The organism is Coprococcus sp. TM115-187, from assembly GCF_027679115.1.
Classification (GTDB): domain Bacteria; phylum Bacillota; class Clostridia; order Lachnospirales; family Lachnospiraceae; genus Allocoprococcus; species Allocoprococcus comes.
The window spans coordinates 236,640-249,306 of sequence record NZ_JAQEKS010000001.1; the positions used below are offsets into that span (position 1 = coordinate 236,640).

14 protein-coding genes and 1 pseudogene are annotated in these 12,667 nt (G+C 38.3%); all 15 read right to left on the bottom strand.

The genetic code is table 11. The annotated features are described in order from the left end of the window. Window positions 1-8 precede the first annotated feature (8 nt). Window positions 9-1,094, bottom strand: a complete 1,086-nt coding sequence (locus PGW42_RS01165; RefSeq protein ID WP_270203459.1) for a WavE lipopolysaccharide synthesis family protein — start codon at window positions 1,092-1,094, stop codon at window positions 9-11. Continuing rightward, window positions 1,095-2,354 carry a hypothetical protein gene (locus tag PGW42_RS01170; RefSeq protein ID WP_270203460.1) on the bottom strand — a complete coding sequence of 420 codons (1,260 nt, stop codon included), beginning with the start codon at window positions 2,352-2,354 and terminating at the stop codon, window positions 1,095-1,097. 47 nt (window positions 2,355-2,401) lie between these two features. Then, window positions 2,402-3,271 (bottom strand): FAD-binding protein, encoded by an 870-nt coding sequence (locus PGW42_RS01175; RefSeq protein WP_270203461.1) that lies wholly within the window; start codon window positions 3,269-3,271, stop codon window positions 2,402-2,404. 48 nt (window positions 3,272-3,319) lie between these two features. Then, complete coding sequence (locus PGW42_RS01180; protein ID WP_270203462.1) at window positions 3,320-4,468, bottom strand: glycosyltransferase family 4 protein; 1,149 nt, start codon at window positions 4,466-4,468, stop codon at window positions 3,320-3,322. Window positions 4,469-4,478: 10 nt separating this feature from the next. Continuing rightward, window positions 4,479-5,597 (bottom strand): glycosyltransferase family 4 protein, encoded by a 1,119-nt coding sequence (locus PGW42_RS01185; protein WP_270203463.1) that lies wholly within the window; start codon window positions 5,595-5,597, stop codon window positions 4,479-4,481. Further along, the gene (locus PGW42_RS01190) at window positions 5,590-6,693 is read right to left on the bottom strand and encodes a polysaccharide pyruvyl transferase family protein (protein ID WP_270203464.1); all 1,104 of its coding nucleotides are present in this window, start codon (window positions 6,691-6,693) and stop codon (window positions 5,590-5,592) included. Before PGW42_RS01190 ends, PGW42_RS01185 begins: the two co-directional genes overlap by 8 nt. Window positions 6,694-6,715: 22 nt before the next feature. Continuing rightward, window positions 6,716-7,375, bottom strand: a complete 660-nt coding sequence (locus PGW42_RS01195; RefSeq protein WP_270203465.1) for a D-sedoheptulose-7-phosphate isomerase — start codon at window positions 7,373-7,375, stop codon at window positions 6,716-6,718. A 19-nt stretch (window positions 7,376-7,394) separates the two neighbouring features. After that, the gene (locus PGW42_RS01200) at window positions 7,395-8,396 is read right to left on the bottom strand and encodes a GHMP family kinase ATP-binding protein (protein ID WP_270203466.1); all 1,002 of its coding nucleotides are present in this window, start codon (window positions 8,394-8,396) and stop codon (window positions 7,395-7,397) included. Beyond that, on the bottom strand, window positions 8,393-8,953 hold the full coding sequence (locus PGW42_RS01205) for an acyltransferase (RefSeq protein WP_270203467.1): 561 nt from the start codon (window positions 8,951-8,953) through the stop codon (window positions 8,393-8,395). The genes PGW42_RS01200 and PGW42_RS01205 overlap by 4 nt, the downstream gene beginning before the upstream one ends. Then, window positions 8,946-9,422, bottom strand: a complete 477-nt coding sequence (locus PGW42_RS01210) for a glycosyltransferase (protein WP_270203468.1) — start codon at window positions 9,420-9,422, stop codon at window positions 8,946-8,948. Before PGW42_RS01210 ends, PGW42_RS01205 begins: the two co-directional genes overlap by 8 nt. Before the next feature lie 43 nt (window positions 9,423-9,465). Continuing rightward, the gene (locus tag PGW42_RS01215) at window positions 9,466-9,948 is read right to left on the bottom strand and encodes a hypothetical protein (protein ID WP_270203469.1); all 483 of its coding nucleotides are present in this window, start codon (window positions 9,946-9,948) and stop codon (window positions 9,466-9,468) included. Continuing rightward, window positions 9,945-10,376 carry a hypothetical protein gene (locus PGW42_RS01220; RefSeq protein ID WP_270235097.1) on the bottom strand — a complete coding sequence of 144 codons (432 nt, stop codon included), beginning with the start codon at window positions 10,374-10,376 and terminating at the stop codon, window positions 9,945-9,947. The genes PGW42_RS01215 and PGW42_RS01220 overlap by 4 nt, the downstream gene beginning before the upstream one ends. Beyond that, window positions 10,373-10,954 (bottom strand): acyltransferase family protein, encoded by a 582-nt coding sequence (locus PGW42_RS01225; RefSeq protein ID WP_270235098.1) that lies wholly within the window; start codon window positions 10,952-10,954, stop codon window positions 10,373-10,375. The genes PGW42_RS01220 and PGW42_RS01225 overlap by 4 nt, the downstream gene beginning before the upstream one ends. Then, the gene (locus PGW42_RS01230) at window positions 10,954-12,141 is read right to left on the bottom strand and encodes a radical SAM protein (protein WP_270203471.1); all 1,188 of its coding nucleotides are present in this window, start codon (window positions 12,139-12,141) and stop codon (window positions 10,954-10,956) included. The genes PGW42_RS01225 and PGW42_RS01230 overlap by 1 nt, the downstream gene beginning before the upstream one ends. Before the next feature lie 25 nt (window positions 12,142-12,166). Beyond that, window positions 12,167-12,667: pseudogene (locus PGW42_RS01235) on the bottom strand (glycosyltransferase); the annotation flags it as partial.

Genomic DNA, 12,667 nt, shown 5'->3' on the forward strand with positions numbered 1-12,667 from the left:
TCTCATCTCTATTTAAAAATGACATCTGCATACCTTTCATATTCCGGTCTATACTGCAATATTCCAGAATAAAGATTAAGCCAGTTTTCAAAATCAAAATTTTCTGTTTTTAATTTTTCTGCTGAATCGCTTTCAAAATAGTCCCCATAATAATGGTGCAGTCTATAACGTTCTTCATACTTCGGCCACACAATATCTAAATCCTTCATACTGATACAAATAAGATTATTTTTAACTCCCATCCAATAATCTTTAACTGTATCATCACCTGCATATCCAAGCGTCTGAAAATACGTTTTCATTATATAGACTTCTGGTGCAATCATTAATTTAGAAAATTCGCGTTTTGTTGCATTTTTCTTTATTTCGACATAGCGTTCCCTCGTATCTAAAGGGATAGAAAAAAGTTTTAACATATCAGATGTTTTTCCAAAATAGAAAAAGTCACTAATTAGATATGGGTAAAAAAGGTTTCCATATGCCATAGACAATGCGACTATTCGCCCTGTCTCATTTTCCGCTACTGTCTCTTTAGAAAAATTTTGAATCAATGCCCTACAATAATCCAAAAAATGCGACTTACAAATTTTTTGATCCGTTCTCGTCTTGGCTACATATTTTGCTCCCAGTTCCGCCGCCTTTTTGATGCCACCCAGTGAATTCGTCAATTGATAGTTTACCATCAATGTACCCGTACAAGTCGGCTTTGAATTTAAAACAACGTACGCTCCCATTGCTTTTATTTGATCAATAGCCTCTTTGGGTTCATCATCCCATGTTGATACTATTATATATGCACTCGGATACATTTTTTTGTAATATGCGACAGTTGTTACGGTAAATTTTTCTTCTGTTCTAATGGGTCCTTGCATAACAATAGCATATGATGCACTTGCTGGATAATCAAACAGGTGTGCATCATCCAATTTTTTTGGAATTTTTCGATATGCTAATTGATATCGGTCATTTTCTGCAATGCGACAAGCCTCTGACATAAAAAAGTCCGTACCGTCTTTTTTCATTTTATTTATTATACAATATGGTATTAATAGGCTCTTTCTCAACGCCTTATTGACTATGTCCCTAACGCTCATTTATACTTCCTCATTTTCTTGAATCATCCTTATTCTACACATGGAATACTCTACAATTGATATATAAAACGGCATTGCAAAAGCAAAAATATCCCAAAAAGAATCAATATTAATATTTGTTAATATAATAAGCAAAGTCATTCCTAATACAAGTAGCGATATATTAGAATCAACTTTTCTTGCCTTATATGCAACATAAACACCCCTAATAAATATCACCAGATATAGAAGAGCCATTCCCACTCCAAGCATGTATACGCTTCTTAGCAGTCCTATGTCTGAAATATCTCCTCCTATAGGGGTTCTCGTATCCCTTCCTAATAGTAATCCAATCCCACTCAATGGTTTTTGTAAAAATTGCATTCCAAAGTATGAAATTGCATTAAATCTAGCTACTGTTGATGCACCTGTTTCCGTGTTTGAGGCAGAAAAACTTGCGATTAATTTCTCCGCAGCAGGTGAATTAATCAAATATACTACCACACATATTAACAGTGCCGTTCCTATGATACCTTTTCTGCTATTCGGCTTATTTTTAAGCATTAGCAAAAGAATCAATATACAAATTTGATAAATCATCATGGAGCGTGCCTGCGTAATATACGTCATATACCACACGCCAAGCACTATCATTCCGACATACAATACTCTTTGCTTTAATTTTTCAGCGGTTGAATACAAATAAAACGTTATCGGCAAATATATCAGTCCCAAACAAGGTGGATTTATTCTGAGCACTCCATTCCTAATCCACCCTACAGCTGCTCCTTCCAATGCGATTGCCGGAAGTATATCTACTCCAGTTGCTACATAATACAGTGAAATAGCTCCTCGTATAACATATGATCCTGCACATAGGAAAGTCAAAATCTTAAGGAATTTTCTAAATTCTATTCTTTCTAATCGTAAGATCTTATATACTGGAAGCGCCAAAAAGAAATACAAATAATTCAATGCGGATGCAGCAATAAAAATAAAATCGACACTATATTTTTCCGATGTATTAATCAGTCCTATAGTCACCACTATCAACATAATCAAAAATTCTATTGAAATCATTCTGCTTCCCATTTCAGAATAAAACAATGATAATAGAATTGTAATACACCCTATTGCCAAATAAAACATTACTAACGGATTTGATATATAGCTTGTTGAAAAAATAGGAAAAACATTTCCAAGTAGCTTTGTATATCCCAATTGCATTGTCAATAGCAGGAAAATATTAAATTTAATAATAGAGCTATATCTAACCTTCAATTTCATTCCCACCTTTCTGCAAAATACGTTTAATCCTCATATTAAAGTCATTTCCAAATCACAACTTCACACATAATATCCTGATGCAAAAGTTTGTGAACTTTCTCGCTTGTTTTTATAATTTTATAAGCCTCTTCAAACGTGCCGTTTCCACCATTCACCAACCAGTTGCAGGTGTTTTTTCCAAAATGAACCCCTTCTATATTTTTAGGATATAAAATAGATATCAACCTCAACAGTTTTCCATTACATTTTGAAAAGCAAGAACCAAAGCAACCTTTGCCATACTCAAAATTTGCTTTACAAAACGTAAGTCTATCTCTTTTCTTCCTATCAGACTCTTTATCATTAATTACCTGACAAACAATTTCGGCACCCAAGATTATATACTTTCCCCTCTGAAACATTGAGGTTCGATGTGAAAAGCCGCAATCATTCGCTACAATCACTTCGATGTCCTTTTTTTCAAGATTAAAAACTTTTACTTTTTTCACAAACTCTGCGATTGTAAAAAGCGGCGCACTTTCTCCACCTATGCCAGCATTCATACATATAATGCCACCAAACATTGCCGGAAGTCCAATTAGTTCTTCAAAACCACCATACCCTCGTTCATTAACAAATGAAATAACTTTTTGTATACGATTTGAAGCACCTATATAGAATCGACCATTTCCTAAATCCGTCAATTCAGTACATGCTTCTTTCATACTGATTACAGATTCAAACTCTCTTTGATCATTGATTAATAAGTTTGAACCTCCAGAAAGCAAATAGACCTTTCCCTCTTTTTCATACAATTCGGCAGCAATATGAATGAGTTCCTCCTCATTTTCAGGCAGGTATAAAATTTTCGTATATCCGCCTATGTGAAGAGTTGTCTTGGTTGCCAATTTAACATTTTTTTGTATTTTCATTCTCCTTATCTCCCATTCTCACTGCCAATCAATGACAAACCCTTCTTCTTACTTTGCTGTAATATTGCAAATGATTTCATCGCACCGCTTAGTAGCTGCATTCAGACTGAATTTTTCTACATAAGTTTCCCATGAATTTTTTAGAATTAAAGTCCTTGCCTCATTGTCTAATCCATAATAAAATTTAATATCTGAAATAAAATCCTGCGCTGTATTTGCGATAAAACCGTTTTTGCGATCAATCAAATCATATCCTATATTTCCGTGATCTGTTGTCATAACCGGAAGGCCATAAGATAGAGCCTCTGCAATTTTCACCTTCATACCACCACCATCAAAAATCGGTGCCAAAACCATTTCCGTTTCGTTAAAATATGGTTCCATGCTATCAGGTGAATCCACCAGCTTTACTCCACTTTCCTGACAGGACTGTTTGACTCGCTCGTTCGGTCTAAAACCAGCCACTGTAAGATCACAAATACTTCTTACAGCTGGATAAACTTCCTTCAAAAACCACACTGTTGCATCTGCATTCGGGCCAAACCAAAGAGATCCTGTAATCAGGCATTTAACTCGTTCACTAATTTTACCATTGAAGACCTTAGTATCTTTTGCCAAATTAACAGCAACAGGGAAAATTTGCACTTTATCAGGTGATACATTATATAGCTCAATTAGCCTCTTCTTATCGAGTTCAGTAATTGCTAAAACAAGATCACTATTTGCAATCATATAACCTTCGCGTTTTTTAGAAATCAAATATTTGGCACCGTTCATAAAAGTCTTATGTGCTGTAAAATTGATTTTAAAGAAATCATGCTCGACATTATGTGCTCGAACAATAATCTTGCCTCGGTATCCAGATTTCAATATATCTCGGATAAAATAATCCATTTTTGTGAATTCCACAAAAATCACTTGGTACTCATTATAATCTATCTTTGTTCTTTTCCATCCAAGATAGTGTCTATCAAAATAAAAATGCATCAGAGTCCATACTTTTTCAATTTTATTGATAGATTTTTCAAGATATATGGTTTTATTATACCAAGATGCTATAGCTTTATCTTTTATCTCTGGACCAATATAATCCACTACAGCATTAATATTGTTTAATGCATACGAAAACAAAAGCGTTCCTATCTCTCCTCCTGACGTATGCCCTGGTGCTTGAGTTGCTATATGCAAAATTCTCATCTAAAATTCCTCACTTTTCACACATAGAAATCACCTTTTCGAAGTAATCCTTATGTTTTTTTACAATTTGATTTGTATCAAATTTAGACTTTTTTATTTGTTTAAAATTATTTTCAAATTCAGGATAAATTTCCTTGTGATTTTTCAAGACATAAATCATTTTTTCAGCCAATTCATCAACGTCTGCAGGCGAGAAGAAAATCCCATTTCTTCCATCTTCTATATATTCCTCGAATGCTTCTAAACGTGATGCAAGAATCGGCTTTTCGTAGTTCATTGCAACCATCATTGCGCCGCTTTGCGCAATGCTTTCATAAGGCATGACAACATAATCTGTTTCTGCAAACAACTCTGGAATATCTTCGTTTGGTATTCTACCAATTTTTGTTTCAAACAGCTCTGGGTGAATAATATGTTCTTGATATTCCGACCAATTGCTACTTGATCCGGCTATAATCACTCTAAACGGAATCTTCACTTCCGCAAATGCTTTCTCTGCTGCATCAATCAAAACATCTAATCTTTTATATCTACGTATGTTTCCATATCCTAAAAATGTAATTCTTGTATCTGCCCTTGTATGAATTGCTTTTCCATAATCTTTAAGTAAAAATGGAGCATACAAAACATTTTTCCCTTTTACACGCTTTTTCAATTCTTCATATTGCACCTTTGAGTATGCGTGGAAATTTTTAAAGCGATTAATTGCAAACCAATTATAAAATTTTTCTATGATTGGATGACTTCCGCCTTTAAGTACTGTAACGTTATGAATTCCTAGGACAACATTTTTAGGGTTTATAAGGAGTCCTAATGTCGGCGTATAAAAAGGCATATTACCCATAGCTGTATAAATCAGATCATAGTTGCTTTTTTTTATATATTTCAAAAACTCAACATAACACATCAATGCATCCGGACTGCTGTTTTTTCGTCCTATCAATATATATTCAAAGTGACTAACTTTGTCTTTCAGCAATTCCAATTCATTTGAATAGTCAATTTTTTCATTTTCTTTGCGAAGAATATACCAATTGATATCAAAGTATTCTTGCAACAGAGGAACAATATAAATATCTGTATCCAAAAAACAAGTTGCAGTTATCCACGCAATTCTCTTTTTATCCATTTGTCTCTCCCTCTATTGCCCGAATGATCCATTTTTTCGAGTCTTTTCTCAGTGGTTCCAAAATGCGATTGACATCATCATAATTTACTGGGCAATAATCCTCTTCATTCATATCCAATCTGTTTGATAATCCTAACGCATCAAGTAATGTCATAACTCGCACAGGATTTCCCTTATTTTTAAATGACACAAAATTCTTTTCCAAATTAATAGATAGTGCTGTCCCGTGAAAAGAATCTGTAACCACAACTTCTGCATTTGCAATTAATGCAAGAAAATCGGCCACCGTAGCACCCAGAATTATTTTATCGCTTTCTATTCGTTTAACCGCAATGGATTGAATTGACCAAACCGGCAATTTCAATTTATTTGCCAGTTTGGTCATTCTGGACTTATAGGTTTCATCTGGTGCAAGGAAAAACGTCAAAATGTACTTTTCTTTTATCTTCCTGTACTGAATCGATTTTTGAACGAGATTCTGCATCCATTTTTCTTTATCGATCAGAAACGTAGGATCCATGAGCACCTTAATCTGATTATCTGTTGTTTCTTGGAGTTGTATCTTTGCAAACTCTTCTCGAACGCTAATAGCATCAAACTGTTCAAAAGCTTCTCGAAACATCCGCTTTTCTCCATCAGTCAATGTTACAGAACCCATACTTGAAGAAATTGATATTCTTTTTGACGCTTGTCCATGCATTAAAAGAAACGTATCATCCAAACCATTTGTAATCTCACGATTCCATACTTGGTCACTTCCGACTACCAGCACATCGTAAGATGCATTATCCAATGCTTCCTTTGTTTTATATTTATTCTTAGATACTTGGCAGTACTGCTCTATATTGCCAAATGCCTTGCTCTTGTAATATCGCTTTTTGAATACAACATCCTTAACAAATGAAGTAAGAAAACCGGTCATTCTACCGTTTTCCGAATAAAAAATTTTTCGGAATCGTTGTTCATATGGATTTGTATAGTCTACAAGCTCCGCTTCATATCCAGCTTGATTCAAAAAGGCTACTGTAGCATATGCCTGTAAATGTGCGCCATAACTATCTGCACGGTGAAATGTCAGTACTCCGATTTTCTTCATTTACTTTTAACTCCTTATTTTGTCACTCATTTCCAAAAAATCTATCCTCAAGCATCAGACACAGGCAATGATATACTGGCAGATGTAATTCCTGAATCATATAAGTCTCTGTCTGAGGAACTTTAATACATACATCACTCAAAACGTCAAGTTTACTATCTTTGGCACCTGTCAAGCCAATTACCTTCATGCCCTTTGCATGTGCAGTAACCGCTGCATACAAGATGTTCTTGCTGTTTCCACTTGTAGATATGCCTAAAAACACATCTCCTTCTGCCCCATAGCCATTAACCTGCTGTGCAAAACAAAGTAGTGGCTCGCAGTCATTCATATATGCCGTAGAGAGTGCCGGATGTCCGTCCAACGCAATTGCTGGAAGTGCTCCCTGCAAGTTTTCAGCAAGAGTCTTTCCAAGTTCTTCACTCTCATTAATCAATTTCTGAGAGATTGCTTCATCCAATTTTCTTGCAAGCTTAAATCCCTTCATCAATTCTCCAACAATATGTTCCGAATCTGCAGCAGAACCACCATTGCCCGCTACAAGGAGCTTATGGCCTGCAGCGTAGCTTTCCTCAAGCATAAAGTATGCACGAATAATACTGTCTTCACAGCACTCTAAAACAGGATATCTAGAAATCAACAATTCCACATGCTTTTTCAATTTACTACTAAGATCTCTCATCGTTATTACTCTCTTTCCATCATACATTCGGCTCATACGCTTCTGGCGTATAATGAATGACTCTTGTTCCGCCATCCTCAAATTCAAACGGAATATGCATCAAATCGCGCATTGCCCAGCGAACTGAATCCTGCCGCTCTGGCTGCACATAGAATACCAAGAATCCACCGCCGCCTGCGCCCAGCAACTTTCCTCCCAGTGCTCCGGCAGCCATGCCTTTTTCATAGAGTTCATCAATGCTGTTCGTGGAAACCGCCGAGCCAGTCTGGCGTTTAAGCTTCCATGTATGGTCCAGCATTCTACCAAAATCATCAAGATCCGCATTCTTATCTGTCAGAACATGCTCTGCGTCATCAACCAATGCTAACATTTCTTTCAGTTGTGCAGTCTTATCCTGTTTACTTGCTGCATTTGCTTTCTGCACATCTGAAGAAAAACGGGTAAACCCAGTAAAGAACATCATTAGGTTTTGATTGAGCTGCTTCTTTCTCTCTGGCGAAATAATAACCGGTAAAACCTCATACCCATCTGCGTTAAAATTGATACGGTTAAATCCACCAAAAGAAGCGGCTATTTGGTCTTGCCATCCACCAGCTTCTTGGCAAAGATTACGCTCCAAATAAATAGCTTCATCTGCCAACTTCTTCTTGTCAGCATACTTGCCCTTCAAAGCATAAAAAGCATTCAGCATTCCGACCGCAAATGAGCTCGATGTTCCAAGACCTGATCTTGCAGGAAGATCTGCTTCATATGTTAGTCGAATCTCATGCATATCAAGCATTTTCATCGCATTTCGGATTGCTGGATGCTGTATATCATCAATACTTGTTACACGTTCTGTCTTAGAATAAGAAAGCTCTGTTGAATAATCAAAAAAACGAGGCAAATGGCGTACATTAACATAACAGTACTTATCAAATGTTGTTGATAACACTGCACCACCATATTCTTTAAAAAAGCTCTCCATATCCGTTCCACCACCAAAAAAAGACATACGAAACGGTGTTTTTGTAATAATCATTTCAATTTCTCCCACTCTTTTGTTTCTATGTTGTATTTTTTTATCATTCTTGCAGGAACACCTGCCACAACGCAATAATCCGGCACATCTCGTGTCACAACAGTGTTTGCTGCTATAACGCAATGCTTGCCGATATGGACATCACCCACTATTGAGACATGTGTTCCAATCCAGCTTCCTTCTCCAATCCTTAACTCTTGATGCCCATTGTTGTGTGGAGAGTAAACACCTTGATTCATAACTGGTTTAGATATATCTTCATAGCAGTGATCTACGGATGCTATATAATTATCTGGTCCTATTAAAACCGAATTTTCTATTATAATATTTCCTGTAAATCTATTCCGAGTTCCTAAATCGCAGTAATCTCCAATGAACATCTTGGTTCCTGCAAATAGGTCGCAATCCGGACGGATGGAAACATTTTTCCCCAGTGTAACATTTTTACCATTTACCACACGGACATTTTTACCAATGTATACCCCCCGGGAACACTCTATACCGTTCAAATGACACCTAATACTTCCCAGAAAATGTTTTACGAAGTTTTTAATCATCTTTAGTCTCCTCGTTAACCTTCTGTATCACTCGCAGCAACGTTTCTGCATAATTTCTTTCAGAGCATTCATTTTCCAAAAAAAATCTACATCTATTTGCATTCTCTGCTGCCTTATCAGGATGTTCTTGCCAGTATTTAATCTGTTTGACCCATTCATCTATACTGTTACCACACAGTACACCTTTATTTCCTCCGAAATACTCTCTCGTTGTTACGGTGTTCGATGTGATAACTAATTTGTTATTCCCTGCTGCGTGAAATAATACAATTAATCCTGCTGGAGCTTCCGTATTAAGTGGCATTACCATTAATTCTGACTCAAGCATAAGTTTCGCAAATTCACTTTCTGGGATATCAAATTTTGCATTTACATTTTTTCCAAAACATGTCTTATACTCTTCAAAACATTGCTGTGGCATTGCGAAATTAAAAATTGTATCTGGCATTCTTTCTGCAATTTGAGTCAAAAGATTCCAATCTCTTCCGTTTCGTCCACCACAAAAAACGCTATTATGCCGCACTTCTAATCCTGTGCATTCGGTATACCCCCCCCCTGTATGTATCATGAAGTAATGTATACCTAGTAGAAATTCCAAGCTGCCGGTTGATCCACTGCCCGTATTCTGTAGAAGTAACGGTCGCATAGAAACTTTTCGATTTTAATGCAGTACGATATAACTGTTTAAGGATCCTGTTTTTTAATGTATTTTTTGTTTTCAATAGAATATTAATTGCGATAATCTTCCTCTTTTTATTTTGCAGTTTGCAAAGCCACCAACACAAAACCCCCATCAAATCATATGCGCATACAATGGTATCATTTTCATCAGACCTCTTTATGCAGTCATTACAAGCCTGTATCAGTTCTTTAATGGACTGCAAATGCTTTTTCTGGTATACAAATTCAATTTTTGAAATTTCATATTCTGTATCATGTAAAAATTGCCATCCAGACCACGGAGGCATGTTAAACAACATATATGTACTCATCATTTATTCCTCAAACACACTTTATTCGGATACAAGAAGAACTCCAGCCACTTCGTCTTTTTCATAATCCATGTAGCTATAATCGGACCTGCAAAGCTGATTCCAAGTCCCAGTACCACATGTGCCACAGCATTCGTAACGCCAACCTTCAGTAGAACAGATCTCAGTGATGCTGCAAACAGTGTATGCATCAGAAAAATCGGCATTGTGTATTTTGCAAGAAAATCCATACCTCTACCGAGCTTTTCCTCAAAATCTGTCACCATCAAGATAACAGCTACGCAAGCCAATAACCCCATTATAAAAGAGATTGCACCGCCGCTGATTCCCGCTGCATATACTACAACACTCAGAATCACAAACAGCAACCCTAATATCGTTCCTTGTACTTTTCTACCCTTCAACTGTACATTAAATGTATAAATGCTCATACCGAGCACAAACCAGATTTCGTTTGAAAGAACTGTCGATACAGCGTAAACGCTGTACCCCCCCCAGTTAAAATCAGGGCTTTTGCAGCCAATGCAACTATTAGTCCTACCACAGTCGCTTTCACACTGCTAAAAGTCGGTGTAACCAAAAAGATAAAGAACAATGCGTATAGATACCAATACGGAGCAGTCGGGTGAAGAAGCAGTGTATCACAAAGACCGCCAATCTGGTCGTTAACACTACTTGAGAACACCTTTTTCAGCACCCAGGTAGCAGTCGTAAAAGTGGCATAAGGTACGCCCAGTGCTAATGCCTTTTTCGCCATATTCTTGCACCAACTACCCACACTATTTACCTTGCTGTAGTTCTGATACAGGTATCCGCTACAAATGAAGAACAACGGCACATGGAAGTAGTAAATTGTTGTGTTGAACCACTCATACAAATCATTTTCAGCCAGAATATTCGCCTTCGTCATGCTTTGGAAGAAATGGCCCAGCACAACCAATATACAGGCCATGACTTTTACATCATCGACCCATTTTTCTCTTGTTCTTACCGCTGTCTTTTCACTCATTACTTCGTCTCCATCTGCTGTGCAATATCAGCATCCACGATTTCCTCGCCGGTCTTATGCTTCAGCTGCTCCTTGGAGGCTTCACTCAGACCGTTGTTGATCACACAGTTCATATCGCAGGTGCTGCACTTATCCAGATCCTCTTTGGTGACTTTGCCATCACGGTAATCACGGCAAATCTTCAACTCGTACATGCTGTACGGATGCTTGGTAAACAGAGCCTTAAACTTGTGAACCAGAACCCATGTAGCGGGCTTCCAAATGTACTTGTGCATAGCAGGACTTACACTACCAATCATCCAGCAGTCACGGTCGCAGCAGCGAACCTTTGCACGAACCTTCTCGGCCTCCGGGCTGTTCCACAGCTCATCCCAAGTCTGGTTGTTCAGGTTACCCATAACCTCTTTGTCCTTGGTACCGTTGCAAGGCATAACATCGCCATACGGGTCGATAAAGAAAGTATCGAAACTCATGTCGCAAGGCAGCAGACGCTTCTGACCATAGATGTAGTTGATCAGGCCGTGGTTAAAGTACGCACGGAACCACTTCTTCGGGCTATTGCTGCGGAGCAGTTCATTGACCAGATTCTCGAAGTTCTTCGCAACCATCGGACGGTCATGGATGATGTTCTTTGCCTCAACGAAGTAGAAGCTGTTGTGCAGAGAAGCAGTTGCAAACTCCATGCCCATCTCATCGGAAATCTTGTACAGAGGAACCAAGTCAGGAGCGTTCTTGTCCTGAACAGTCATGCCGAAACCAACGTCCTTCATGCCCATCTCACGCAGCTTCTTCAGCGTACCGTAACCACGCTGGTAGCCATTCTGCAGGCCACGAATCTCATTGTTGGTCTGCTCCAGACCCTCGATAGAGATACGGATACCGATCTGCGGGAACTCTTTGCACAGGTCAACAATACGATCGGTGAAGAAGCCGTTCGTGGAAATAACGATACGGTCAGACTTCTTATACAGCTCACGCACGATATCTTTCAGGTCAGTACGGATGAACGGCTCGCCACCGGTGATATTGGTGAAGTACATCTTCGGCAGCTTCTTGATGGTTTCAATGCTGATTTCCTCTTCCGGCTTGGAAGGCGCTTTATAACGGTTGCACATGGAGCAACGAGCGTTGCAACGGTAAGTGACAATGACCGTACCATTCAGTTTCTTTTCGCTATTGTTAGCCATTTTTCTAATACCTCTATCTCTCTTTTTATCTATAAACCTTCATAATTTTCTCGTAATACTCATCAATGGTATCGAAGCTGATGTCCTTGCAGTTCTTGCTATACTGCTCACACATCTTCTCATCACCCCAGAGCTTCTCGATCTTCTTCTTCAGATCTTCGGCATTGCCGCTTTCAAACAGCTCACCGGTCTTGCCAACCTGAATCAGCTCCGGAATACCACCAATGTTCGCTCCCAGTACCGGCGTGCCGTACATCTGGGACTCCATCACGGAGAACGGGCAGTTCTCATACCACTCAGACGGGTAGATTGAGAACCGTGCCTCACAGATGAGCTTTTCCAGTGCCTCGCCTTTCTGGAAACCAACGTTTTTGATGTTCTTAATACCATTTACTGTCTCTTCCAGCGGGCCAGTGCCGGCGAAGATGAACTGTACATCTGGAAGTTCCTTGCAGACCTTGATAAGTGTGCCGATACCCTTCTCCTCGGAGAAACGACCGAAGTACAGCGCATAGTCCATCCGCTG